The 24,607-nt window shown below is 68.8% G+C and carries 26 protein-coding genes; 13 read left to right on the forward strand and 13 right to left on the reverse strand.

The features are described 5' to 3' along the window. Nucleotides 1-96 precede the first annotated feature (96 nt). Entirely contained in the window at nucleotides 97-300 is a 204-nt protein-coding gene (locus tag RMN86_RS03170; protein ID WP_309604377.1) for a hypothetical protein, read from the reverse strand. 411 nt (nucleotides 301-711) lie between these two features. On the opposite strand from RMN86_RS03170, the gene RMN86_RS03175 reads away from it, so the two are divergent. The 8 genes from RMN86_RS03175 to RMN86_RS03210 are packed head-to-tail and all read left to right on the forward strand — an operon-like array spanning nucleotide 712 to nucleotide 7,561. Next, on the forward strand, nucleotides 712-999 hold the full coding sequence (locus tag RMN86_RS03175) for an integration host factor subunit beta (protein WP_309604400.1): 288 nt from the start codon (nucleotides 712-714) through the stop codon (nucleotides 997-999). Nucleotides 1,000-1,008: 9 nt separating this feature from the next. Further along, nucleotides 1,009-1,482: a large-conductance mechanosensitive channel protein MscL gene (mscL, locus tag RMN86_RS03180; RefSeq protein WP_309604378.1), complete on the forward strand. Its 474-nt coding sequence runs from the start codon at nucleotides 1,009-1,011 to the stop codon at nucleotides 1,480-1,482. Nucleotides 1,483-1,516: 34 nt separating this feature from the next. Next, nucleotides 1,517-2,542 (forward strand): class I SAM-dependent methyltransferase, encoded by a 1,026-nt coding sequence (locus RMN86_RS03185; protein ID WP_309604379.1) that lies wholly within the window; start codon nucleotides 1,517-1,519, stop codon nucleotides 2,540-2,542. Nucleotides 2,543-2,581: 39 nt separating this feature from the next. After that, nucleotides 2,582-3,223 carry a phosphoribosylanthranilate isomerase gene (locus tag RMN86_RS03190; RefSeq protein WP_309604380.1) on the forward strand — a complete coding sequence of 214 codons (642 nt, stop codon included), beginning with the start codon at nucleotides 2,582-2,584 and terminating at the stop codon, nucleotides 3,221-3,223. Between the two features lie 11 nt (nucleotides 3,224-3,234). Further along, entirely contained in the window at nucleotides 3,235-4,470 is a 1,236-nt protein-coding gene (gene trpB, locus RMN86_RS03195) for a tryptophan synthase subunit beta (protein WP_309604381.1), read from the forward strand. Beyond that, nucleotides 4,467-5,300, forward strand: a complete 834-nt coding sequence (trpA, locus tag RMN86_RS03200; RefSeq protein WP_309604382.1) for a tryptophan synthase subunit alpha — start codon at nucleotides 4,467-4,469, stop codon at nucleotides 5,298-5,300. Before trpB ends, trpA begins: the two co-directional genes overlap by 4 nt. A 4-nt stretch (nucleotides 5,301-5,304) precedes the next feature. Then, complete coding sequence (accD, locus tag RMN86_RS03205; RefSeq protein ID WP_309604383.1) at nucleotides 5,305-6,228, forward strand: acetyl-CoA carboxylase, carboxyltransferase subunit beta; 924 nt, start codon at nucleotides 5,305-5,307, stop codon at nucleotides 6,226-6,228. 10 nt (nucleotides 6,229-6,238) lie between these two features. After that, nucleotides 6,239-7,561, forward strand: coding sequence for a folylpolyglutamate synthase/dihydrofolate synthase family protein (locus RMN86_RS03210; RefSeq protein WP_309604384.1), 1,323 nt, complete (start codon nucleotides 6,239-6,241; stop codon nucleotides 7,559-7,561). 15 nt (nucleotides 7,562-7,576) lie between these two features. On the opposite strand, the gene RMN86_RS03215 is transcribed toward RMN86_RS03210, so the two are convergent. The 3 genes from RMN86_RS03215 to RMN86_RS03225 form a co-directional block, all read right to left on the reverse strand. Next, a complete protein-coding gene (locus RMN86_RS03215) occupies nucleotides 7,577-8,314 on the reverse strand; it encodes a SprT family zinc-dependent metalloprotease (protein ID WP_309604385.1) in 738 nt (245 codons plus the stop codon). A gap of 10 nt (nucleotides 8,315-8,324) precedes the next feature. Next, nucleotides 8,325-9,620, reverse strand: a complete 1,296-nt coding sequence (locus RMN86_RS03220) for a polyhydroxyalkanoate depolymerase (protein ID WP_309604386.1) — start codon at nucleotides 9,618-9,620, stop codon at nucleotides 8,325-8,327. An 88-nt stretch (nucleotides 9,621-9,708) separates the two neighbouring features. Next, nucleotides 9,709-10,326: an SCO family protein gene (locus tag RMN86_RS03225; protein WP_309604387.1), complete on the reverse strand. Its 618-nt coding sequence runs from the start codon at nucleotides 10,324-10,326 to the stop codon at nucleotides 9,709-9,711. 128 nt (nucleotides 10,327-10,454) lie between these two features. Here RMN86_RS03225 and RMN86_RS03230 point away from each other — a divergent pair, with 128 nt between their 5' ends. Both RMN86_RS03230 and RMN86_RS03235 read left to right on the forward strand, forming a co-directional pair. Then, nucleotides 10,455-11,831: an ActS/PrrB/RegB family redox-sensitive histidine kinase gene (locus RMN86_RS03230; RefSeq protein ID WP_405041304.1), complete on the forward strand. Its 1,377-nt coding sequence runs from the start codon at nucleotides 10,455-10,457 to the stop codon at nucleotides 11,829-11,831. Between the two features lie 84 nt (nucleotides 11,832-11,915). Further along, on the forward strand, nucleotides 11,916-12,473 hold the full coding sequence (locus RMN86_RS03235; RefSeq protein ID WP_309604389.1) for an ActR/PrrA/RegA family redox response regulator transcription factor: 558 nt from the start codon (nucleotides 11,916-11,918) through the stop codon (nucleotides 12,471-12,473). 6 nt (nucleotides 12,474-12,479) lie between these two features. Here the strand turns inward: RMN86_RS03235 and RMN86_RS03240 are convergent, their stop codons facing one another. Both RMN86_RS03240 and RMN86_RS03245 read right to left on the reverse strand, forming a co-directional pair. Next, nucleotides 12,480-12,851: a MarR family winged helix-turn-helix transcriptional regulator gene (locus tag RMN86_RS03240; RefSeq protein ID WP_309604390.1), complete on the reverse strand. Its 372-nt coding sequence runs from the start codon at nucleotides 12,849-12,851 to the stop codon at nucleotides 12,480-12,482. Nucleotide 12,852: 1 nt separating this feature from the next. Beyond that, nucleotides 12,853-13,143 carry a hypothetical protein gene (locus RMN86_RS03245; RefSeq protein WP_309604391.1) on the reverse strand — a complete coding sequence of 97 codons (291 nt, stop codon included), beginning with the start codon at nucleotides 13,141-13,143 and terminating at the stop codon, nucleotides 12,853-12,855. A gap of 126 nt (nucleotides 13,144-13,269) precedes the next feature. Here RMN86_RS03245 and RMN86_RS03250 point away from each other — a divergent pair, with 126 nt between their 5' ends. Together RMN86_RS03250 and RMN86_RS03255 are read left to right on the forward strand one after the other, a co-directional pair. Then, on the forward strand, nucleotides 13,270-14,379 hold the full coding sequence (locus tag RMN86_RS03250) for a histidine kinase (RefSeq protein WP_309604392.1): 1,110 nt from the start codon (nucleotides 13,270-13,272) through the stop codon (nucleotides 14,377-14,379). Further along, a complete protein-coding gene (locus tag RMN86_RS03255; RefSeq protein WP_309604393.1) occupies nucleotides 14,376-15,263 on the forward strand; it encodes a LytTR family DNA-binding domain-containing protein in 888 nt (295 codons plus the stop codon). Before RMN86_RS03250 ends, RMN86_RS03255 begins: the two co-directional genes overlap by 4 nt. Before the next feature lie 63 nt (nucleotides 15,264-15,326). On the opposite strand, the gene mmcB is transcribed toward RMN86_RS03255, so the two are convergent. The 7 genes from mmcB to RMN86_RS03290 form a co-directional block, all read right to left on the reverse strand. After that, a complete protein-coding gene (gene mmcB, locus RMN86_RS03260) occupies nucleotides 15,327-15,773 on the reverse strand; it encodes a DNA repair putative endonuclease MmcB (protein WP_309604401.1) in 447 nt (148 codons plus the stop codon). 74 nt (nucleotides 15,774-15,847) lie between these two features. Next, nucleotides 15,848-16,381 (reverse strand): lipocalin family protein, encoded by a 534-nt coding sequence (locus RMN86_RS03265; RefSeq protein ID WP_309604394.1) that lies wholly within the window; start codon nucleotides 16,379-16,381, stop codon nucleotides 15,848-15,850. A gap of 167 nt (nucleotides 16,382-16,548) precedes the next feature. After that, nucleotides 16,549-17,676, reverse strand: a complete 1,128-nt coding sequence (locus RMN86_RS03270) for a ferritin-like domain-containing protein (RefSeq protein WP_309604395.1) — start codon at nucleotides 17,674-17,676, stop codon at nucleotides 16,549-16,551. A gap of 157 nt (nucleotides 17,677-17,833) precedes the next feature. Further along, nucleotides 17,834-20,230, reverse strand: a complete 2,397-nt coding sequence (locus tag RMN86_RS03275) for an ATP-binding protein (RefSeq protein ID WP_309604402.1) — start codon at nucleotides 20,228-20,230, stop codon at nucleotides 17,834-17,836. 58 nt (nucleotides 20,231-20,288) lie between these two features. Continuing rightward, on the reverse strand, nucleotides 20,289-20,651 hold the full coding sequence (locus RMN86_RS03280) for a response regulator (protein WP_309604396.1): 363 nt from the start codon (nucleotides 20,649-20,651) through the stop codon (nucleotides 20,289-20,291). Nucleotides 20,652-20,891: 240 nt separating this feature from the next. Next, a complete protein-coding gene (locus RMN86_RS03285) occupies nucleotides 20,892-21,302 on the reverse strand; it encodes a metallopeptidase family protein (RefSeq protein ID WP_309604397.1) in 411 nt (136 codons plus the stop codon). After that, complete coding sequence (locus RMN86_RS03290; RefSeq protein WP_309604398.1) at nucleotides 21,295-21,828, reverse strand: hypothetical protein; 534 nt, start codon at nucleotides 21,826-21,828, stop codon at nucleotides 21,295-21,297. Before RMN86_RS03290 ends, RMN86_RS03285 begins: the two co-directional genes overlap by 8 nt. Nucleotides 21,829-22,057: 229 nt before the next feature. On the opposite strand from RMN86_RS03290, the gene RMN86_RS03295 reads away from it, so the two are divergent. Next, complete coding sequence (locus tag RMN86_RS03295; protein ID WP_309604399.1) at nucleotides 22,058-24,382, forward strand: PAS-domain containing protein; 2,325 nt, start codon at nucleotides 22,058-22,060, stop codon at nucleotides 24,380-24,382. Nucleotides 24,383-24,607: the final 225 nt, after the last annotated feature.

A 24,607-nucleotide genomic window follows, 5' to 3' on the forward strand; every position in this document is an offset into this window, starting at 1 on the left:
CCATTGAATTGCCGGCCTTTCACCGGGTGGGACGTCGATCATGCATTGCCGATGCGTCAACCGGGCGCCGGACAGCGGACCCCAGGCGACCCGAAATCATGGACCCATCGTCAGAGGCAGGTCAGTCCGCTTGACGCCCTCGACGATCACTTCGGTGTGCGCGCCATGCCTGCCGATCGCTTCGGCGAGGCATCTCGCCTCTTGGACCGCGGAGTCCCTTGACCAGAAGGGGGTGCTCATCTGCTCGCCCAACCGGACAGCCCAGCCGTGCGTCTCCTTGACAACCTTGAACGTGAGCATGGCGCGTCTCCAGGGTTTGACCGAGTCGGGAGCGAAATGCCTTGCGCGGCCGCGCGTTCCCTGCGCGCCGCCTGGCGTTGGGCAGGATGGTCGCGCTCGAGGGGATTTCTCTTCATGCATGGGGTTGGAACTTCGGCTCTAGTGGGGTGAAGACGCGCGCGACCCCGGGGCATTACAGACGGCCGGTTTTTGGATTTGACGGCGGGTGCGAGGGCACGGCTCCGCGCCCGGCCTCGGCAAGCGAATCTCCGCCACGTCAGCGGGCGCTACCCGCGATACGGGCGTCGCTACGCGCCAGGATTGTCACGCCGCTTCGATGTTCGGGCTTTTTCGCCGGATCGAGAAAGCCCGAATTGCGCCTTGAATACAAAGGCGGGTTCGCCCATGGTCGGCTTCGTTCAAGGGGCCCGCATGATAAAGTCGGAACTCATCGTCAAGCTCGCGGAAGAAAACCCGCACCTGACGCAGCGTGACATCGAGCGTGTCGTGGGCGTGGTTCTGGAGCGGATGATCCAGGCGCTGGAAACCGGCGGCCGGGTGGAACTGCGCGGGTTTGGGGCTCTGTCGGTGCGCTCGCGCGATGCGCGCGCTGGACGAAATCCCCGGACCGGAGAGCCGGTGGACGTGCGCGCCAAGCACGTTCCCTTTTTCAAGAGCGGCAAAGAGCTGCGGGGGCGGCTGAACGCCGCCGATGAATAGGTGTCTGGGATGAGTGACCCAACGAGCAAGAGCGGCATCTTCGGCGAGTTCCGCGAGTTTATCGCCCGAGGCAATGTCATTGATCTGGCCGTCGGCGTGATCATCGGCGCCGCATTCAACGACATCGTCAAAAGCCTGGTGGACAATGTGGTGATGCCGCCCATCGGCCTGCTCCTGTCGGGTATCGACTTTGCGAAGCTGCAGTGGGTGCTGAAGCCGGACGACCCGCTGACCAAGGCCAATGAGCTGGTGGCGATCCAATACGGCCTGTTCCTCAACACCGTGATCAAGTTCGTGATCGTCGCCTGGGTGGTGTTCCTGATGGTCAAGGGGGTCAACGCGATCCGGCGGCGCGACGCCCAGCAGGTCGAGGAAAAGCCGCCCTCCGCGCCGCCGCCGCAGGAGCTTCTGCTGATCGAGATCCGCGATCTGCTGCAGTCCGGGACCGCGACGACCGCCGCCAAGCCCCGCGCCACGACCTAGCCGCGCCGGAGCGGACCGGCTGCTGGATCTGATCATGCCCGAGGCCACCCGCCAAGCCTGGGCCGGATCGCCGCCGGACTGGGCCCTGGACCTGTTTCCCGCCGGCCTGGTCGCTTCGGCGCACCCGTCCAATCCTGGGGCCCGTGTCTGGTCGCTTGTCGGCGATCGCATCGGCGCGCGAATTTCAGAGCAGTTCAAGGCCGGGGCCGGTGAATACCACACCCGCTATGCCGCCAGCGCCCACTTCCAGGAGCTGTTCCGCCAGGCCCTGGCCGGAACCGGGATCGCGGTGGCCGAGGCGCCCTTGATCTTCGACATGGGCTCGGGCTCCGGGGTCAATTCCATCGTGCCCTGCTTCAGCCTGTTCCCCGGCGCGCGGCAGGTGGCCAGCGACCTGTCCGCCGATCTGTTGCTCATGCTGGCAGACTATGCGGTCAACACCGGCCTCTCGGAGCGGGTGATCTGCGTGGTGATGGACGCCATGAGCGCCAGGGTGGCGACCGGCCGGTTCGACCTGGTTACCGGGGCCTCGATCCTGCATCACTTGGTGCGTCCCGCCCTGGGGCTGAGGGCCGCCGCCCGCGCCCTGAAGCCGGGCGGGCATGCCATCTTCTTCGAGCCGTTTGACGGCTATGGTTTGATCCGCCTGGCCTATGAACGGATCCTGGCCGAGGCGGATCTGCGCAAGGCGCCACTGGAGCCCGCGGTGGAAGCCGTGCTGCGCGCGATGATCGACGACATCGCCGCGCGGACCGAGCCCGATCCCCGGCAGCCCGGGTTCGCCAGCCTCGACGACAAGTGGCTGTTCTCGCGCGAGCACATCACCACGGCGGTGCGTGACTGCGGCTTCTCGGAAATTCGGTTCGTTTCGCACAACGACCATGCGACGCTCTATCGCGACGTGGCGCTGGTGCAGCTTCGCCTGGGGACCGGGCGTGACGACCTGGTTCTCCCCGGCTGGGCGACGGAAATCCTCGACGGTTTCGACCGGGCCCTGCCGCGCCCGGTGAAGGGGCTGCTGATGCTCGAAGGCTCGGTGGTTCTGACCAAGGGCGCGTGAGCCCTTGCGGCAAGGCGCGGCAACGCCCTAATTCCGCGGATGGGTGTCCTAGCCAAGATCTGCGGCGTTTCCACGCCTGAGGCGATCGCCGAGGCGGTGGCGGGTGGCGCCGGCTGGCTGGGGTTCGCGTTCATTGCCGCCAGCACCCGTAATATCGACCATCAGGCGGCTCATCAGTTGGCGCAGCCGGCGCGCGGCAAGGTCAAGGTGGTGGCGCTGGCGGTCAATCCCAGTGACGCCGAGATCGACCGGATCGCCCAGATCCTCGCCCCCGACCTGATCCAGCTGCACGGCGCGGAGACCCCGGCCCGGGCGCGCGCCATCGGCCAGCGGGCCGGGGTCGGGATCATCAAGGCCCTGCCGGTCTCCGAGGCCGCCGACCTCGCCGCCGCCGCCGACTATGAGAGCGTCGTCGAACACCTGATGTTCGACGCCAGACCCGCCAAGGGAGCCGGCGTTACGGGCGGCGGAGGCCAGCCATTCGACTGGACACTGCTCGCTGGGCGCCGCTTCCAGAAACCCTGGTTCCTGGCCGGCGGGCTCAATCCGTGGAACCTCGCCGAGGCTGTGCGGCAGTCTGGGGCGCCGCTGATCGACGTTTCTTCTGGCGTGGAGCGTGGTCCCGGACTAAAGGACCCCGCCTTGATCCGGGCGTTCCTCGACGCCGCGAAACGCGCCTAAAGCCGAGCCCTGTGAACGCGTCATCCTCTGCCAGTGGGGGCCTCCCCAACGACTACGCGGCCTACCCCGACGCCAACGGGCGGTTCGGTGACTATGGCGGGCGCTATGTGCCCGAGACCCTGATGCCGCTGGTCCACGAACTGGACGCCGCCTATCGCGCGGCCCAGGCCGACGCCGGCTTCAAGGCTGAGCTCGACGGGTTCCTGAAGCACTATGTCGGCCGGCCCTCGCCGCTCTATTTCGCCGAGCGACTGACGACGCATTTCGGCGGCGCGAAGATCTATCTCAAGCGCGAGGAGCTGAATCACACCGGCTCGCACAAGATCAATAACTGCATGGGCCAGATCCTGCTGGCCATGCGGATGGGCAAGACCCGGATCATCGCCGAGACCGGCGCCGGCCAGCATGGCGTCGCCACGGCCACGGTTTGCGCACGCTTTGGGCTGCCTTGCGTCGTCTATATGGGCTCCGTCGATGTCGAGCGGCAAAAGCCCAACGTCTTCCGCATGAACCTGCTGGGCGCGGAGGTGAGGCCGGTAACATCAGGTTCCGCCACACTGAAGGACGCCATGAACGAGGCGCTCCGCGACTGGGTGACCAATGTCGAGGACACCTACTACCTGATCGGCACGGCGGCGGGGATGCACCCCTATCCGCAGATGGTCCGCGATTTCCAGTCGGTGATCGGCCACGAGGTTCGCGAGCAGATCCTGGAGATCGAGGGCCGCCTGCCCGATGCTGTGGTGGCCTGCGTTGGCGGCGGCTCCAACGCCATCGGCCTGTTCCACCCTTTCCTGGCCGACGAAGGCGTGCGGCTCTATGGGGTCGAGGCGGCGGGCGAGGGCATGGAGACCGGACGCCACGCCGCGGCGATCAACGGCGGCCGACCCGGCGTCCTGCATGGCAACATGACTTATCTGCTGCAGGATACTGAGGGTCAGATCACCGAGGCCCATTCGATCTCGGCCGGCCTCGACTATCCCGGCATCGGCCCCGAGCACGCGTGGCTGCACGACGTGGGCCGCGCCACCTACCTCACCGCGACGGACCTGGAATCCCTCGACGCCTTCAAGCTCTGCGCGGAACTGGAAGGCATCCTGCCGGCCATCGAATCCGCCCACGCCCTGGCGCGGATCGGCGACGTGGCCCGCGAGATCGGCAAGGACGGGATCGTGGTGCTGAACCTCTCCGGCCGGGGCGACAAGGATGTGGCGACCGTCGCCGCCCACCTGGGGATGGAGATTTGACCACCGCGCGCATCGACGCCCGCTTCGCCGCGCTGAAGGCCGAGGGGCGCGCGGCGTTCGTGGCCTACATCATGGCGGGCGATCCCGACTACAGCCTGGGACTGGAGATCCTGAAAGGGTTGCCGGCCGCCGGCGCCGACCTGATCGAGGTGGGTTTCCCGTTCTCCGACCCGATGGCCGAGGGACCGCCGATCCAGCGCGCCGCCCTGCGCGCCCTCGACAAGGGCATGACCCTCACCCGGACCCTGGAGATGATCGCCGCGTTCCGGGCGGGCGACCAGGTCACGCCGATCATCCTGATGGGGTACGCCAACCCCCTGATCAATCGGGGCCTCTCCGTCTTCGCGCGCGACGCGGCCGCGGCGGGCGCGGATGGGTTGATCGCCGTGGACATTCCGCCGGAGGAAGCCGATTCGCTGGCCGATCTGCTGGATGCCGAGCAGCTCTCCCTGCTGCTGCTGTCCACCCCCACCAGCGATGATGCGCGGCTGAAGGTCATCCAGCGTCGGACATCCGGGTTCGCCTACTACGTCTCCGTCGCCGGCGTGACGGGCGTGAAGCAGGCTGACGCCGCCACCGTTGCGCCGCAGGTGGAGCGGGTGCGCAGGGCCTCCGGCCTGCCGGTGGCCGTCGGATTCGGCATCAGGACGCCGGAACAGGCCGCGGCCGTGGCTCGTGTCGCTGACGGCGTCGTGGTGGGCTCGGCGCTTGTGGACGAAATCGCCCAGGCGGTGGAGATGAACGAAGACGTGACCCTACGGGTTCTTTCCAAAGTGAATTCCTTGGCTAAGGCTGTGCGCTCCGCGCGAGTCGGCCAAACGACGGTTTAGACCCATGGCGATGGCTGAGCAGAGAAACGACAAACCCGGGCGGCCGACCGCGCCCAAGGAGCGGACCGGCTGGCTGTCGCGTATTGCGCCGGGCGTCCGCAATGCCTTCTCCAAGCGCGAGACGCCGGAAAATCTCTGGGTCAAATGCCCCGACACCGGGGAGATGATCTATCGCCCCGACCTTGAGGCGGCGCTATGGGTCACGCCCTCCGGCCACCATATGCGCATCGGCGCGGCCGCGCGGCTGCGCTATACTTTTGACGACGGCAAGTTCGAGCGGATCGCGTCGCCGACGGTGGTCGAGGATCCGCTGAAATTCCCCGACGTGAAGCCCTATCCCGAACGCCTGAGGGCGGCGCGCAAGGCCACCGGTGAGCCAGACGCCATGGCGATCGGCTACGGCAATATTCTGGGCCAGCCGACCATGGTCGTGGTCCAGGACTTCGCCTTCATGGGCGGATCGCTGGGCATGGCCGTGGGCGAGGCCTTCATCAAGGCCGCCCAGGAAGCCGTGAAGCGGGAAGTTCCCTTCGTGATCTTCACGGCGGCCGGCGGCGCGCGCATGCAGGAGGGGACGCTGGCCCTGATGCAGATGGCCCGCACCACCCTGGCGGTGAACGAGATCAAGAGCGCCGGCCTGCCCTATGTCGTGGTGCTCACCGACCCGACCACGGGCGGGGTGATGGCCTCCTACGCCATGCTCGGCGACGTGCATCTGGCCGAGCCCAATGCGTTGATCGGCTTCGCGGGCCGCCGCGTGATCGAGCAGACGATCCGCGAGACCCTGCCGCCGGGCTTCCAAAGGTCCGAGTTCCAGGTTGAGCGCGGCATGGTCGATCGCGTGGTCAGTCGCGCTGACTTGCGTGGCGTGCTGAGTTCGGTCCTGAAGACCCTGATGATGGGGCGGGCCCAACTTCCCGCCGCCTGATCCCGCCCCCATGCACGACCATGACCCCATCCGCGCCTCCGACGCGGTGATCCAGCGCCTGCGCGCCAATCACCCAAGCCTTATCGACCTCACCACGGGGCGCGTGGAACGATTGCTGGCGGCGCTGGGCCATCCGGAACGCCGCCTGCCGCCGGTGATCCATGTGGCCGGCACCAACGGCAAGGGCTCGACTGTCGCCTACCTGCGCGCCATCGCCGAGGCCCAGGGATTGAGGGTTCACGCGATCACCTCGCCGCACCTGGTCCGTTTCGCCGAACGGATCCGCCTCGCCGGAAAGCTGATCACCGACGAGAAGCTCGACGATCTCACCGACCGGCTTGAGACCGCCAACGCCGGCGAACCGATCAGCTTCTTCGAGATCACCACGGTCCTGGCCCTCGAGGCCTTCGCCGAGACCCCGGCCGACCTCTGCCTGGTCGAGGTGGGCCTGGGCGGCCGGTTCGACGCCACCAACATCTTCGACGCGCCCGCCGTCAGCGTGATTACGCCCGTCGACTACGACCATCTGGAATTGCTGGGGCCCGAGCTCGGCAAGATCGCCTGGGAGAAGGCCGGCATCATCAAGCGCGGCCGGCCGGTGGTCAGTGCGCGCCAGCCGGACGAGGCGCTGGAGGTCATCGAGCGCGAGGCCGACGACCGCATGGCGCCCCTGTTCCTGATGGGCCGCGACTTCGACGCCTGGGAGGAGCGGGGTCGCCTGATGGTGCAGATGCCTGAGCGTCTGCTCGACCTGCCGGCGCCCAGCCTGTTCGGCGGCTACCAGTTCGGCAACGCGGGGTTGGCGGTGGCCGCCGCCCTGACGTTCGACCACGACCTTGCCGAGGACGCGTTGAGCGCGGGGGTGGCCTCGGCCGTCTGGCCGGCCCGGTTCCAGCGCCTGACCAAGGGTCCGCTCGCTGCGCTGGCCAAGGCGCGTGGCTCTGACCTATGGCTCGATGGGGGGCACAATCCGCACGCCGGGCGCGCCCTGGCCGAGGCGGCCTCCCGCCTGGTCGATCGTGACCCGCGCCCCCTGGTCCTGATCGCCGGGATGTTCGCCCGCAAAGACTCCGAGGGCTACTTCCGGCCCTTCGCCGAGATGCATCCCAAGGTGTTCACGACGAGCTTTGAGTCGCCGAATGCGGCCACGCCGGGCGACCTGGCCGAGGCCGCTCGGCTGGCCGGCCTGGACGCCGAGCCGGTCGCCGATGTGACAGAGGCGCTGCGCCGGGCGCTGGACGGCCCAGGACCCGCGCCCCATGTGCTGATCTGCGGCGGCCTGCACTTCGCCGGCGAGGTTCTGGCCATGAGCCGGGACACCTGGCCTGGCTGAGGCGGCCGGCGGCGCTCACCGCCCGAAAGCGTGCAGCCGGGCGCCTTCGACGCGCAACCACGCCCGGTGCGGCGCCGGCTCGCCGACGAGGGCCTTCACATGCGCCCAGAAGCGGGGACCGTGGTTCAGTTCGAGCAGGTGCGCGCATTCGTGGGCGGCCACATAGTCGGCCACCTCGAACGGAGCCAGCGCCAGCCGCCAGGAATAGCGAATCGCCGCCTGCCCCCCCCGCAGGCCCGGCCGGCAGGACCCCCAGCGGGCCTTGGCGTCGGCGACCGTCACGCTGGGCGCCGCCGCGCCCAGCATGGCGGCGTAGACCTCCGTGCGCTCGGCCAGCACCGCAAGCGCGCGGCGCTTCAAGATCAGGATCACGGCCCGCGCATAGCCTTCCCCTTCGCCCATGGCCCAGATCGAGGCCGGCTCTGCGCCCGCGGCGGCGGTCCAGTTGGCGCGGCCTGTCCCGGTCCGCAGGACGACGGGCTCGCCGAACACCCGCAGCACCAGGCCGGGATGTACGGGCGCCGCGTCGGGAAGTTCAGCGATCCTCTGGGCGATCCAGGCGGACCGTTCGCGCGCGAACGCGGCGGCCTCGGGCAGGCGGCGCGGCGAGGGCGCGGTCGCGACGATCTCGCGCCGGGTGCGGTCGAGGCGCAGCGACACGCGCCGCGCCCTGCGGTTGACCCGCAAGGTCACGGGCGTCCCGGCCACGTCCAGCCGGTCGCCGTCGGCGAAAGCACGGCCGAAGAGACTCATGCCTTGGAGTCTAGGCGGCTTTGGCCGGTTTGGGGAGCGTCCTGACACTGGCCGGGCCGTGGGCGATGTCGGTGTTCCAGATCACCTCGCGGACCCGGGGATAGATCTCCTCACGGAACCGCTTGCCGTTGAACACGCCGTAGTGGCCGACGCCGGGCTGCACATAGTCCTGCTTCAGGGCCTCGGGGATGCCCGAGCACAGGGCGTGCGCGGCCTGGGTCTGGCCGATCCCGGAGATGTCGTCGAGTTCGCCCTCGACCGTCAGCAAGGCGATGTCGGTGATCAGCTGCGGCTGCACCCGCCGCCCGCGATGCTCCAGCTCGCCCTTGGGCAGAAGATACCGCTGGAAGACCACGTCGACGGTCTGCAGGTAGAATTCCTCGGTCAAGTCCAGCGCCGACAGATATTCATCGTAGAACTCCAGGTGCCGGTCGGCCGAGTCGCCGTCGCCGGCCATCAGGTGAGCCAGATAGCGGCGGTGCGCCTGCTGGTGCTTCTCGGCGTTCATCGACATGAAGCTGGCGAGCTGCACGAAGCCGGGGTAGACGCGCCGCCCCATGCCCGGATAGGGGCCGGGGACCGTATCGATCATGTTCGACTGGAACCAGGCGAAGGGCCGCTCCTCGGCCAGTCTGTTGGTCACCGTCGGCGACAGGCGCGCGTCGATCGGCGACCCCATGAAGGTCATCGAGCGGGGCCGGCTCTCGTCGCCGTCCTCGGCCATCAGCGCCGCGGCGGCCAGCACCGGGGGCCCGGGCTGGCAGACGGCGACGACGTGCGGCCGCGGACCCAGCACGCGCAGCATCTGGCGGATGTGGTCGATATAGTCGTGGAAGTCGAAGCGGCCCTCCATGACCGGCACGTCGCGGGCGTTGGTCCACTCGGTGATGTAGACCTCATGGTCCTGCAGAAAGGCCTGCACCGTTCCGCGCAGCAGGGTCGCGTAGTGACCCGACAGCGGCGCGGCGATCAGCACCGCCGGCTCCAGCGTCCGGCGGCCGGCGCGGCGCATATCGGCGCGGTCGCGGGCGAAATAGGTGAGCTTGCACCAGGGGCTTGACCAGACCTCGGTGGCCCGGACCCGCACGGTCGCGCCATCGATCTCGACGGTGTCGATGCCCCAGGCCGGCTTGCCATAGCGCCGGGTGAGGTTGGCGAACAGGTCGGCGTTGGCGTAGAGCCGCCGGCCGAGATCGGTGTCGCGCGCCGGGTTCAGCGGCGAGGACCAGAAGTCACGAGTGAGCCGGGCTGCGGCCCGGAGCGGCGTGGACGCGTAGAAACCGGCTTCATAGAGGGTGTACAGCATGCCCCATCCCTTGTGCGCCGCAACATAAGACCCGAACGGTTAACCGGGTCCATAGACTTCGCCTAGGAGGATTCTGCGGCGCGGAGTCTCACCCGGGGCAGGATCGGGCGCCGGGGCCTTGCTGCATCGCCGAGATGATCATCCGGGCCAGCAGTTCCGGGGCGACGCCATAGGGTATGACACAGACCAGCCGGCCCCTCGGGCTCATCAGATAGGTGATGGTCGAATGGTTGATCGTGTAGCCGGCCCCCTCGCCGGCCTTCTGGTAGAAGACGTGATAGGCGCCCGCCGCGCCCGCCACCTGCGCGGCCGTGCCGGTCAGGCCCAGCACCCGCCGGGGGAAGGCGGTGTTGGACAGGTAATTTGCAAGCACCTTCGGGGTGTCGCGCTCCGGGTCCAGGGAGATGAACACGGTCTGGACGTCGCCCGCCTTCGATCCCAGCAGCTTCTCGGTCTGGCCCAGCGCCAGCAGGGTCGTCGGGCAGGCTTCCGGACAGTCGGTGAAGCCGAAGAACACCGCGCTCCACCTGCCCTTGAGTACGCCTTCGTCCGTCGCGCGCCCGGCCTGATCGACCAGGTGAAAGGGTCCCCCGATGTCCGCCGCCTGCCGGGTCGGCCCCAGGATGCCCCGCTGGACCGCCAGGCCGGTGAACAGGGCGAAAGCGGCCGCCAGGGCCGCCAGGACGATCAGCACGGGCCGGCTCATGGGGCGTTCAACGCGTTCATCCCGCTTTAGGGCTCGTCAGGGCGCGGCGCGCGCGCGATCCTTGCGCGATCATGGCCAGACCGAAGACCGTCCCGGAGGCGCGCCCCCCCAGCTGGGGGCCTGCAGCGTTGGATAGGACCGGCGGCCCGGTCACGCAAGCCAGACCCTTCGGCCACAGGCCGGGCCAGGGTGGCGATTGGTCCGAGGGCGCTGTGCATCGTGGGCGACTGCGCGTGCGGACCCTGGTCAGCCTGCGCTGGCGGGTCATCGGCGGCCAGGCGCTGCTGCTGCTGCTGGCCGCGGGCCTGCAGGTCAACGCGCCATACCCGTTGTGTTTCGCCGTGGTCGCCGCCGGGGGCGTCCTGAACCTGCTGACCGCCCTTACCTCGCCCGGGCAGCGGGTGTTTGGCGACCGCGAGGCCGCGATCCAGCTGGGCCTCGATATCGTGCAGATCGGCGGACTGCTGTTGCTCACGGGTGGCGCGTCCAACCCGTTCCTCCTGTTGCTGATCGCCCCGGTGACGCTCGCGGCCGCCACCCTGCCGCTGCGCCACGTGCTGGCGCTTGGCGCCTTGGCCACGGGGCTCGCCAGCGCGCTGGCCTTCGCCGCCCTGCCGCTTGCGGGCGCCATGGCCGCGGCCCTGATCCTGCCGCTCGGCTATCGGCTGGGGGCGGCGCTGGCGCTGGCCTGCGGAATCGCCTTGACCGCCGGCTATGTGCGCCAGGCCGCCGTGGAGTCGGCCAGGATGGCCCTGGCGCTGGACGTGACCGAGGCGGTGCTGGCGCGCGAACAGCGTCTGTCGGCCCTGGGCGCCCTGGCCGCCGCCGCGGCGCATGAGCTCGGCACCCCACTGGCCACCATCTCCATCGTTGCCAAGGAGCTGGCTCGGGAGGCGCCGACGCCGGCCGTGCGGGACGACGCCGATCTGCTGGTCGCCCAGGCCGCGCGCTGCCGCGAGATCCTGCATCGGCTGACCGAAACGCCGGACGCCGCCTCCGACCTGGTGCATGAGCAGCTCTCCCTGCGGCAACTGGTGCAGGAGGTGATCGCCCCGCACGCGGAGACCCGTGACACCACGATCCGGGCGGTCAGGGTCGAGGCCATCGTCACCGGCGTCGCCGGCCTGAAAACCCCGCACATCCGTCGGATGCCGGAGATTACCCACGCCTTTTCCGCCTTCGTCGAGAACGCCGTGGATTTCGCTGGCTCCGAAGTCCTGGTCTCCGCCCGCTTCGACGCCGAGACGATCTCGATGGAGGTCCGCGACGACGGCCCGGGGTTTGCGTCCGACGTCCTCGGCAAGCTCGGCGAACCCTATGTCACCACCCGTCCGGGGGCCGAGGGGTCGCGGACAGGACATATCGGCATGGGGCTGGGCTTCTTCATCGCCAAGACCTTGCTGGAACGAACTGGGGCCCTCGTGACGTTTCACAACAGCAGCCCGCACGGCGCGGTGGTGTCGGCCCGCTGGCCCCGGTCGAGCATCGAGGCCGGCGCGGCGTGAGTTGCAGCTTGCAGATGCGCCAGAAGGCGCGACAGGATGCCGCATGCGTTTGGGTCTCGGGCAGCCCAGGTGAAGGATGATTACGTGACCGACCTTTCCGCCGAGATCGCCGCCCTGCCCGACAGAACACTGCTGGTGCTGGACGACGACGCCCCTCTGCGCACCCGCCTGGGCCGCGCGCTGGAGCAGCGCGGCTTCGAGCCGACCCTGGCCGGCAGCGTGGCGGAAGCCCTGGCGGCCGTGAGAGATCGCGCGCCGGCCTTCGCGGTGCTGGACATGCGGCTCGAGGACGGCACCGGCCTGAAGGTGGTCGAGGCGATTCGAGACGCCCGACCCGACGCCAGGATCATCATGCTGACCGGCTATGGCAACATCGCCACCGCCGTCCAGGCGGTGAAGGCCGGGGCTGTGGACTACCTGTCCAAGCCCGCCGACGCCGACGACGTGGCCCGCGCGCTGCTGGCCAGGGGCGGCACGGCGCCGGCGCCGCCCGACAATCCGATGAGCGCCGATCGCGTCCGCTGGGAGCACATCCAGCGGATCTATGAGCTCTGCAATCACAACGTCTCGGAGACCGCACGGCGGCTGAACATGCACCGTCGCACCTTGCAGCGGATCCTGGCCAAGCGGGCGCCAAGGTAGGGCGGCTCAGGCCGCGCGCGAGGCCCGTTCGCCCGCGATGGGCGCCGATTTGCCGATGATTGCGTCAAGCTGGTCGCGCAGGTCATGGCCCTGAGCGGTCAGGTGGATCACATGGCTGCGCCCATCCTGCGGATTCAGAAACGCCTCCAGCAGGCCGAGGGCGGGCGCCTGCGACCACGCCGCCCCCGCGACCCCCAGCGCACGCAGCGAGCGCGAGGCGGTGGATTGGGTCAGCCGCGCCAGGTCGGCCACCTCCTGCACGGTCAGGCCTTCGGTCTCGGCGGCGTATAGGAAGGCAATGATCTCATTGACGCTGACGCGAACATCCAGCGCCTTGAACAGGTGCAGGGCCTGCAGCAGGGCGTTGCGGCGGCGCACCTCAGACCTCGCCGTAGCGCAGCCGCGCGCCGGGAACCCGCGGCGCGGCGCGAGTCAGCGCGAGCGCCTTGCGCTGACGCCGCTCGCGCATGGCCAGGGTCGCGTCCGGATAGCTGTTGCGGATGGCCCGCAGCAGGCCCTCCAGCCGCTTCTGGTGATCGGCCGCCTCGATAAAGTCCTCGACGGTCAGTTCGATGGAGATCTGTCCGCACAGCTTCATGATCGCCTCCCACCCAGGGTTGAGGTTCAAGATCGGAGCGGTCGCGCCGGCGCGCACGCCGTATTCGACCAAGGTTGCAAATCCCGATGCGAAGCGCAGTCGTTGCGGCGAACGGCGGGTTTCCCACGACGAGCGGCGTCGCGCCGCGGGGCCCACTGGCCTAGGATGGCGCCATCGTGACGGCGCGGGGAGCGTCCATTGACCATCGCCTTCGGCCAGCCGGACGAGCCCAGGAGGGCGGGTGCGCGCCCGTGGCTCGACCGCTACCTGGTCGCCAACCTGACGCTGTGGCTGTTCACCTATCTGCTGATAACCGTCCGATCGCTGGGCATGGGCTCCCCGCTGCCGACGGTGATCGCGATGAGCGCCAGGCGGGGCGTGGTCTGCGCCGCCGCCTTCGGTCTCTGCGTGCTGTTCCAGAGGCTGCTGCTGAGCAGCCGCGCATGGCCGCGCTCGCGGCGGCTGCTGCTGGCCGCCGGCCTCTCCATCCTCGGCGGGGCCTTCTACACCCTGCTCAACCAGCTGGTGTTCTACGCCATCGCGCCCGTCGCGCCCTTCGACGGCTCCCCGCTGGAACGCGCCTATGCGCTGATGCTCAACTTCTCAGTCCTGATCTGGTCGTTCATCGCCTGGTGTGCGGTGGTCTTCGCCCTGGACTACGACCAGCAGGCCCGTGAGCAAAGCCTGCGGCTGGTGGAAGCCCAGGCGTTGGCGGCCGAGAGCCAGAACCAGATGCTTCGCTACCAGATCAATCCGCATTTCATGTTCAACACGTTGAACGCCCTGTCGTCGCTGATCCTGCAGAAGGATTTTGACCGCGCCGAACGCATGGTGCTGTCGCTTTCCAGCTTCCTGCGCGCCTCGCTGGACAAGACGCCCGGCGACAAGGTCGCCCTGGCCGATGAACTGGCCGCGCAGCGCCAGTACCTGGCTATCGAGCAGGTGCGCTTCGGCGACCGTCTGCGCCTGCGCGAGACCGCGCCGGCCAGCCTGCTGGACGCCCTGGTGCCAGGCCTGATCCTGCAGCCCCTCGTGGAAAACGCGGTGAAATACGGCGTGGCGCGCACGCTGCGGCCGGTGGTGGTGGAGATCGCCGCGCAGGCCCGCGGCGACCGGCTGGTCCTGACGGTTCGCGACGACGCGGCGCCCGATCTCGCCGATGCGGCGGTAACGCTTGGCGTCGGGCTCTCCAATGTCCGCCGCAGGCTGGCGGTGCTCTATGGCGACGCCGGCGTCCTCACCTGCGGCCCCAACCCGGGCGGCGGTTTCCTGGCGACCGTCGAACTGCCCCTGGAGCGACGGCGGTGACCGGCCTGCGGATCCTGATCGTCGATGACGAGCCCCTGGCGCGACGGCGGCTGGAGATCCTGTTGCGCGACGCCGCCGGCGTGCAGCTGGTAGGCGCGGCCGCCGATGGCCTGATGGCCGGCCGGATGATCGCCGAGCTGACGCCCGACGTCGTGCTGCTGGACATCAAGATGCCCGGCATGACCGGGCTCCAGGTGCTCGCCGCCCTGGCGGACCGGGGCCGCGAGCCCACGCCGCTGGTGATCCTGGTGACGGCCTTTGACCGCTTCGCCATCGAGGCTTTCGAGCGCGCGGCCTTTGACTACCTGCTCAAACCCGTCGAGCCGGCGCGGTTGTCGGCGGCGTTGGACCGCGCGCGCGCGGCCCTGGCGGACCGGGCGGCGGCGGCGCGGGCGCGCGAGCTTGAGGAAATTCTCGACAATCTTCGGGAGGGACCGGGGCCGCCGCGGGATCTGTTCGACCGCGACCTGTGGATTGTCGATCGCAGCGGCCGGTCCAGCCTGGCGGTGTCGGCCATCGACTGGGTGGCGGCCGAACGCGACTATGTGCGCCTGCACAGCGGCGCGCGCAGCTTCCTCATCCGCCAGTCCATCGGCGCGCTCGCCGCGCGCCTCGACCCGCGGGCGTTCCTGCGGGTGCACCGCTCCAGCCTGGTCCGGGCCGACCGCATCGTGGGCCTGCGTCACGCCGGCGCTCGCAGCTGCGTGGTGTTGTCCACCGGCGCCGAGGTCGCGGTGTCCCGCCGCCACATGGCCGCGCTCAAGGCCCTGACATCCCCCCGCAAGGCCGTCGGCAGCCCGCACGCCGCGCTCGCCGCTGTCCGGGACCCGTACCCGCCTTCGCCGCCGGGGCAGGCCGGCGGCGGTGAGCCCGGCCAGCGATAGCTGACCTTCGCGCCATCGAACCCGGCCAGGCGCCGCTCGCGTTCCAGGACGACATCGGCGGCGTCACTCCAGCGCCATCGCCGCAACGCCCGCCGCCCTCAGCGCCGCGAGCCGTGCGAACGCCAGGGTCAGCGCCTTGCGCCGGGCGCCCGCCAACGGCGCCGCGGTCGCCTCGCGCAACACGGCGCCGCCGAAGCCGTCGGCGACAATCAGGCCGGGCTCCGGCGGCAGGGCCTCGCGCGGGAACTCCGGGTCGACAGCGAAGGCGAAGGCATCGCAATAGGGCTGGTATTCGCGCCACTTCAGGTCGGCGCGAAAGTCCTCCAGGCTCGACTTGACCTCGACAATGAAGATCTCGCCCTTGCGCCCGAGCGCCAACAGGTCGGCGCGGCGACCATTCGGCAGGGTCACCTCGGCCAGCGGCGCATAGCCGAGGTCGATCAGCAGCCGCGCCGCCCCACGGGTGACGGCGGCGGTGGTCTCCGGCCGCGAGCCGGCGATGAAGGTGATCGTGGTGTCCACGCCGCCAGATTGTTCCGCCTTCGTTCCCAGCGCAACCCCGCAGGTCTCGGGTCGGCCCCGGGTCAGCCGCGCGTCGGCAGGGGCAGCGGGAATTCCAGGCGCCCGATATCGAAGCCGAGTTGCCGGATACGTGCGACAGCCTGGGCGCGGATCAGTGTCGGCAAGGTAGGCTTTTGCGACATCAGCCAAAGATACTTGCCGTCGCGGGTCGCCAGGATCAGCCACCCCTGGTCGATGCGCTGGTCGAGCACCCAGTATTCCTGAGAGATCAGGCCGCCGAAGAAGCTCATCCGGAACTTGGCGTTGGAGACCGGGTCGGCGACCTTGGCCTTGGCGTTCCACTGCGACAGCGGGCCGTCGGGGGCGCCCTTGTGGCAACTCTGCACGACGGTGAAGCCCTCGGCGGTGCGGGTCCAGTCCGAAGCGCCCGCCTGGCAGCCGTGCTGGATCCTATTGGGCAGGCGGGCGACCTCGTACCAGCGCCCCATCATCCGGGTGAGCTCCAGCCGGTCGACGGGGTCGGGCATGGCGGACGCGCTGGCGCTCAAGGCCAGGGTCACGGCGAACGCGAGGAGGGCGATCAGGCGTCTGGGCATGGGCCTTGGGATAGCGGGCTGCGGTGGGGAAGGGAATGCCCGCGAATGCCTCGCCGGCGCCACATAAGGACACACCGGAACCTTGCCCTTTTCAGGGCGCCCGCACGTCACCGCGCCGGCCGGTCACGGGCTTGGCGACGCCTCGTGACCTCCAGACCGCCCGCTGCCTATTCCGCGGCGATCAGGATCGCGCGGGCCTTGTCCGCGAAATTGATCTCCTGGAGGTAGCGGATGCCCTCCTCGGCGATGTCGTCGCCGACCATCTTGTCGCCCTCGCCCTTCAGCTCGTCGATGTCCACGTACAGGGCGTAGAAGGCCTTGGTCCGCTCGGTAATGATCCCGGCGTTGAGCAGCGTCTTGACCAGCACGCGGAAGATATTGGTGGCTTCCTTCATGTCCTCGCGGCGGGTCTCGTCGTTGATCAGCTTGCCCATCTCCTCGATCACCCGGTTGGGATCGAGGCCGAATTCCTCGTAGAGCCCGACGTTCTGGGTCGGCGCCACCAGGTTGAACAGCAGCGTCTGGAAGCAGTGGGCGGCCCACATCTCGATGATCTCGTGTTCCGCCGCCGACAGGTGGGGGATGGTCCGGTCGGCCCAGATCTTCCCGAACTTGTGGTGGAACGCCTCGTCGGTCATCACCAGCTGGGTCAGCTTCCTGGCCAGCGGATCATTGGTCTCGTTGAAGATCGTGGCGAAGGCGCCCATGGCCAGGCCCTCCACCAGCATCTGCATGCCGATGATCTTCTTGTAGACCTCAGGGGCGTGGATGATCTCGATCAGCAGGTCCTTCAGGATCGGGCCGCATTCGACCGGGCGGCCCCAGCGGGCCTTGATGTATCTGGCGAAGGCGGTGACGTGGCGGGCCTCCTCGCGGGTCTGGTTGGCGGCGTATTCCTGCGCGCCCTGGTCCTTCAGCACATGGCACAGGCTGGCCGACAGGTTCAGCGCGCCCTGCTCGCCGTGCAGGATCGAGGAGAAGGTTCTGAGCGTCGAGGCGTTGGAAAAGGCGATGCGCGCCTTCTCGGTCTTCAGGTGGTCGCGCACATAGTCCAGCTGCAGGGCCCCGACGAACTTCTCCGGCAGGATCATGGTGTTTTCCATGTCGAACGCTTCGGAAAAGTCGATGTAGCGGGTGTCCAGCGGATCCCAGAAATGGTCGTGGGTGGCGCTGATGATCTTGTCGAAGGCCGTGGAGCGAGCGTTGTAGCGGTCCAGCTCCAGCATCGACTCGAAGTCGTCGGGCGCGACGGCGTCGTAGATGATGTCCTTGGTGATATTGCCGTCGGCGGCCATGACGTCGTCCCTCAAAGCACCGGGCGTAGGCCGCCCAGGTCGCGATCAGCCGCCACTCTCTCACTCAAACCTTTCCCGGTCAATAAAAGTGACGGAGGCGTCACCTGTATCTCCGCCGGCTGCGGGCGCCGCGATCGGCAGTGCGGGGTTCGGCCGGTCAGTGGGGTCGGCCGCCGGCCCTCAGGTGGTCCAGATAGGTCGACAGCTCGCCAACCCATCGGCGCGATGAAACCCCGTCGGAAAGGTCGGCGGCGCGCTCCAGCCCAGCGCCGATGTCGGTGATCATCTGGAAGCCGAAACCGCCGCCGGAGCCGCGCAGATTGTGCCCCAGGAGGGTCACCACCTGGAAGTCGCCGCACTCGAGCGCCTCCATCAGGGCGATGACATTGAGCCGGCAGTTCTCCAGGTAGGCTGGCGTTCGCGCCGCCAGGCGTTCGGCCGCGCGCGAAGGGGCCGGGGCTTCGGGCTTCGACCGGGCCGGCGGGCCCGCCGACGAGTGGTCCCGGATCGCCTGCAGCAGCACCTCCTGCTTGATGGGCTTGGTCAGGTAGGCCGTGCAGCCGGCCGCCAGGCAGCTTTCCCGGTCCCCCTTCAAGGCCGAGGCCGTCAGGGCGATGATCGGGGTTGGCGACCGGTGGTTGGCCGTCTCCCAGGCGCGGATGGTCCGCGTCGCGGTCAGGCCGTCCATGGCCGGCATCTGGCGGTCCATCAGCACCAGATCATAGCGCCCCGCCTTGAACATCTGGCAGGCCAGCAGGCCGTTCTCGGCCACATCGACGACGTAGGGGGTGTCCTCGAGGTAGGCCAAGGCGATGGTGCAGTTGTCGGGCGAGTCCTCCGCCATCAGGATGCGCAGGGCCGGCAGCGGCGCGTCCGGATCGACCCCCACCGGGGCGACCACCGCGCGGCGCGGCGCGGTCGAGACCTCGAATGGCACGGCGAAGGCAAACAGGCTGCCCTGGTCGATCTCGCTTTCCACCCAGATGCGCCCGCCCATCAGCTCCACCAGACGCCGCGAGATGGTCAGTCCCAGGCCCGAGCCGCCAAACCGCCGGGTGGTCGAGGAATCGGCCTGGGTGAAGCGCTCGAACACGCGGTCCAGCTTGTCGTCGGCGATGCCGATCCCGGTGTCGGTCACCGTGAAGCGCAGGGCCGTGGGCACCGCGCCGTCGGCGTCCGGTTCGACCCGCAGCGAGACGCTGCCGGCCCCGGTGAACTTGATGGCGTTGCCCAGCAGGTTCAACAGCACCTGGCGCAGCCGCGTAGGGTCTCCCACCAGGTCGTTGCTGACGCCCGGCGCGATTTCGCAGACCAGGGTCAGCGCCTTTTCCTGCGCCCTGGGGGCGACCATCTCCATCACCTTTTCCAGGTGGTCGCTGAGCGAGAAGCCCGTGCGCTCCAGATCGAGCTGCGAGGCCTCCACCTTGGAGAGGTCGAGGATATCGTTGATCAGGTTCAGCAGGTTGTCGCCGGACCGGCGGAAGATCTGCACGAACTTGTCCTGCTCGGGCGTCAGCGCGGTCTTCGCCAACAGGTCGGCGATCCCCATGATGGCGTTCATCGGGGTGCGGATCTCGTGGCTCATGCTGGCCAGGAAGTCCGACTTGGTGCGGCTGGCGCTCTCTGCGGCGGCCTTGGCCTGCTGCAGCTCCACCTGAACGCGCTTGGCCTCGGTGACGTCGCGCGCGGCGGCGAACACGCCCTTCAGGGTGCGGCTGCGGTCATAGAAGGTGGTGGCGTTGTAGGAGACCACGGTCTGCTTGCCGTCACGGGCGCGGGCGGTCAGCTCATAGTCGGTGACCGACTTCTCGGCCAGCACTTGCTTGATCCCGGCCTCGGCCCGCGCCGGGTCGGTGAAGCAGTCCTTGAACGGGGCGCCGATCAGCTCGTCGCGGGTGCAGCCGGTCAGGGCCTCCATCTGCTTGTTGACGTCGGTGATGATGCCCGAGGGGTCGGTGGTCATCAGGGCGTCGATGTTCGATTCGATCAGCGAGCGGGTATAGAACTGCTGGTCGCGCAGCCGCTGGTCGGAGGCCTTCTTTTCCTCCTCCACGACCTTGCGGGCCGTGTTGTCGGTGCCGATCAGCAGGTAGCCGATGATCGCGTCCTGGGCGTCGCGCAGGGCGGTGACCGACACCACCGCCGGGAACCGGGTCCCGTCCTTGCGGATATAGGTCAGCTCATAGATGTCCTCGATGCCGCGCGAGGCCTTGAACACCAGGGCTTCGAAGCCCGGCGTGATCGGCGTGCCAAGCTCGGCGCTCAGGGCCTCGGCGCGCGCGATCAGCTCCTGCGGGTCGGAGATGTCGGCCGGGGTGATGGTGTTCATCACCTCCGACGCGCCATAGCCCAGCATCCGCTCGGCTCCGACGTTGAAGATCTGGATCACCCCCTTGGCGTCGGTGGCGATGCTGGAGAAGTTGGCGCTGTTGAAGATCGCGCTCTGCAGCGCGCCGATCTTGACGATCGATTCCGCGGATTGGGGGCCCGACCCGACCTTGGGGTCTCCCGCCGTAGGGAGCGCCAGGCCCGTCTCGGCGTCGGATTGGGTGATCGGCTGTCCTCACTCAAAATGCGCGCACGGCTGGCGGGCGCCGCGACGACGTAGCTCGTCAGTTGAGAAGTTGTTCCATGGAGACCCCAAGCTGTTCGGGGGAGTAGGGCTTCTGCAGGAACTGTCCGCCGCGCACGAACCGCTCCGTCATCTCCGGGGAGAGCGGGGTTCCTGAGGTATAGAGCACCCGCAGATCGGGCTGCAGGACAATGGCCTGGTTGGCCACCTCATAGCCGCCGAAGGCCAGCTCCCTCAGACGCATGTCCACAAACAGGGCGTCGATGGGAACCGCCCCCGACAGGTGGGCGATGGCCTCGTCAAGGTCGCAGGCGACCAGCGTGGTATGACCCAGATCGCCGATCATCCACTCCGCATTCTCGCGAATAAAAATCTCATCCTCGACGATTAAAATCAATGACATCAGATAGAGACCCTGTTTTTCACCGGATTTTGGGCAAATATTCCAAGATTTAGAAATGCCTACCCGGCGCGAACAACACCCCAAAAATGCGTTTAATCTGAGGGAATCGCCGCTAACTCAGCGTAGCAAATGCAAAATCTTGAAGACATGCACAATAGATCAGTACGCGACTCTGCGCCCTTATGGCTTACGGAGATATGACGAACTTGATTTTTTGGCGGGACGCCGCGCCGCGACCGGCTACCCCGGTTTCGCCTCGATCGCGGCGATCTGGGCGTCCGACAGGCCCATGTGGTGACCGATCTCGTGGACCAGCACGTGGGCGACCAGTTCCTCCAGCGTAACCTGGCCGTGCTCGGCCCATTCGTCGAGGATCGGGCGGCGGTAGAGGAACACCATCGAGGGTTGGGCGGCTGGCCCGAAGTCCGAGCGATGGCCGATGTGGACGCCCTGATAGAGCCCGGTCAGGCCGAACGGGTCTTCGATGCCGAGCTCGTCCAGCACCTCGTCGGATGGAAAATCATCGACGCGAAGGATCACCTCGCCGGCGATCTCGCGGAAGGCTTCTGGCAGCGCCAGGAACGCCGCCCGAGCCAGGGCCGCCAGGTCGTCCAGCGATGGCGCCATGCCGACAGCGGGCGGCTCACTCATCGGGCATGACGATGTGCGGGGCGTCGGGCGGACGCACTTCGAAGAGGCCGATGTCCAGCGGCTGTTGCGGCTCCACCGGCCGCAGCGGCTGGGTGGTCAGCGCCCGCAGGGCGGCCGTGTCGAGGGGCTGGCGCGCGCGCCGCGCCTTGCGGGCCTGGGGCGTTTCGATGGGCCGCCGCGCCGTCGCGATCCGCCAATAGGAGACCATCAACCGCCAGGCCGTGCGCGGCGGCTCGCCCTTCGGCAGGGGCCAGCGCCGGCCGTCGGCGAAGCTCGGCTCCGCCCGCGCGACCGTCTGCCCGGGCAGCACCTGTTCGGTGAGGCGTCGCCAGGGTTCGTCGAGCAGACCGCCATAGGCCGCCGCGGCCGCCGCGCGGGTGGCGAAAGCCGGGCCCGTGGGATCGGTGGTGAACACCACGGCCTCGCCCGCCAGCCCGGTGGCCTCGCGCTCACGCGCCGCCAGGCCCAGGGGGCGCGCCAGCGCCTGTTCCGCATTGCCGGCCACAGGATAGAGGATCGCGGTCATGACGCCTCGGGTTGGGTCTCCGAACATGCGCCAACTTAGCGTACCTTTGGACCTGCGGCAGCCGCCAGTGCAGCCTTGAGCCCTTCCCACTCAGGTTGACTCAACCTGAGTGGGAAGGGCTCAAGATATGGCGACGACCCTGTGCTTTCCCGGCTGACTTGATTCAAGTCAGTCGGGACAGGGTCTAGTCTGTCCGCGAGCTGATTCGGAGCGGGGCCAAGAGCCAAGGATGAGCGCCCACCAACTGATCCTGGCGGCAGCGGCGGGCGCGGTCTCGCTGGCGATCTGCGCCGTGCTTTGGGCCCTGGCCCAGCGCCGCAGGGCGCAGGATCGGATCGCCGGGCTCAGCGCCCGGCTGGCTGTCGCCGAAGCCAGCGCCGAGACCGCGCAGGCCTCCGCCGAAGCGTTCGATTCGGCCCTGGTGGCGGTGGAAAACGGCCACGCGCTGCTGGCGTCGGGCGAGGAGTCCCTGGCCGTCTGCGCCGAGGCGCTGGGCGTGGCCGGACCGGAGCCGCAGACCGTCATCAACGCCCTGATGCGCGCCGACCCCGATCATGCGCGTCGCCTGCGCGCGCTGTTCGAACGGGGCGAGGCCTGCGCCTTCGAGGTGCAGGGGGACGGCGGGCTGGTGTCGGTGGAGGGGCGTGCGGCCGGGGCCACGGCCTGGCTGCGACTGTCCGCGGCGGTCGGCGAAGATGCCGCCCTGCCGACCGCGCCGCGCTTCGCGGCCTTCCTCAACGCCCGACCGGCGCCCGCCTGGATCGCCGCGGCCGATGGCTCGCCGGTCTGGGTCAACGCCGCCTGGCTGCGCGCCGCCGACGCCGCCAGCCTCGACGAGGCCGCCGCCCGCGGCGCGGCCTTCGACCGGTCCGCCGATGCGCTGGCCAGCGAGGCCGCCAATCTCGGCCAGCGCCGCGACAGCGTCCGCTGGTCGACGGTGTCTGGCAAGCGCCGCGCCTTCCACATCACCGCCCAGCCGCTGGAAGGCGGCGGCGTCGGCGTCTGGACCGAGGATGTCAGCGAGCATGAGGACCTGCGCGAACTGCTCAAGCGCAGCGTGGAAGCCCACGACGAGACGCTGAACCACATCGCCGATGCGGTGGCGGTGTTCGACAAGGCCAAGAAGCTGATGTTCCACAACACCGCCTTCGCCGAGCTCTGGGGGCTGGAGCCGGCCTGGCTCGCGGACCAGCCCAGCCACTCCGAAGTGCTGGACCGCCTGCGCCAGCGCCGCCGCCTGCCCGAGACCGCGGACTACGGCAAGTGGAAGGCCGCCGAACTGGGCCGCTACGAGCAGCTGGCCGCCGGCCCCGACGAGATGTGGAGCGTCCCCGAAGGCCGCACGCTGAAGGTCGTGCGCCAGCCTCATCCGATGGGCGGCCTGCTGCTGCTGTTTTCCGACATCACCGACGAGCTGAAGCTGAAGAGCCAGTATAACGCCTTGATCCAGGTCCAGCAGGCGACCCTCGACAAGCTCTCCGACGCGGTCACCGTGTTCGGGTCCGACGGGCGGCTGCGGCTGCACAACGAGGCCTTCGCCCGGTTCTGGAACGTCACGCCCGAGCGGGTCGAGGCGGCCGGCGACTTCGAAGGCGTGGTCGATCTGTGCATCCCCAAACTGCACGACAAGAGCTTCTGGGCCGAACTGAAGGGACGCGTCGCCGATCCCGATCCCCAGGCGCGCGCGCCGACCACCGGCGAGGTCAAGACCTCCGACAGTCGCATCGTGGTCTACCAGTCCAGGCCGCTGCCGGACGGCGCGACGCTGATCGCGTTTACCGACGTCACCGACGCCCGCAAGCTCGAAGGCGCCCTGGCCGCCAAGGAGCAGGCGCTGGCCGACGCCGAGCGGCTGAAGCGCGATTTCGTCGGCAACGTCTCCTACGAACTGCGCACCCCGCTGACCACCATCATCGGCTATGCCGAGCTGCTGGAGCACTCCGGCGAGGGCCTGTCGGAGCGAGGGCGCGGCCATGCCGCCGCCGTCAAGTCGGCCGCCACCCAACTCGCCCGGTCGATCGAGGATGTGCTCGACATGGCGCAGATCGACGCCGAGGAGATGGCGCTGGACCTGGAGGACGTCCGGGTCGCCGACCTGCTGAGCGCCCAGGCCCGACGGTGGACGCCGCAGGCCCAGGCGGCCGGTGTCAGCATCGTGGTGGCGCCCGCCCGGGACCTCGGCTTCATCCGCGGCGACGCCCGCCGCCTGGCGCAGATTCTTGAGCACCTGATGGAAAACGCCCTGGGCCAGACGCCGGCGGGCGGCGTCGTCACCCTGGCCGCGAAGAAGGCCCTTGGCGAGATCCAGCTGCAGGTCTCCGACACCGGTCGCGGCATCCCCTTCCATGTCCAGGCGCACATCTTCGACCGCTTCATCGGCCGCGAGCGCGGGGGGCCGGGCCTGGGTCTGGCGCTGGTCAAGTCGCTCACCGAGCTGCACGGCGGCTGGGTCGCCCTGGAGAGCGAACCCGGCGCCGGGGCCACCTTCACCTGCCACCTGCCCGAGGAAGCGCAAGGAGCGGCCGCCCAGCCGCAGCTGGGCCTGCGGGCCTGACGCCGCGGCTTTGCCGCGCCCCGCGGTGACTCCGCTTGAGAAACCGCCCGCGAGACCCTACGTTGCAGATGGCGGGTCTGCTGTGGCCCACGTCGAAGGCGACATATTCCAGCGACCTTAATTCACTCATAGGGAGCTGTCCCTGGCCGGGATCCTGGTCCCGGGCACACGGCGCCCACCTGGTCTACCAGGTCGAGGGAATGAAACAGTCCTTCACGGTTCTCA

Source organism: Phenylobacterium sp., assembly GCF_031360265.1.
Taxonomy (GTDB): domain Bacteria; phylum Pseudomonadota; class Alphaproteobacteria; order Caulobacterales; family Caulobacteraceae; genus Phenylobacterium.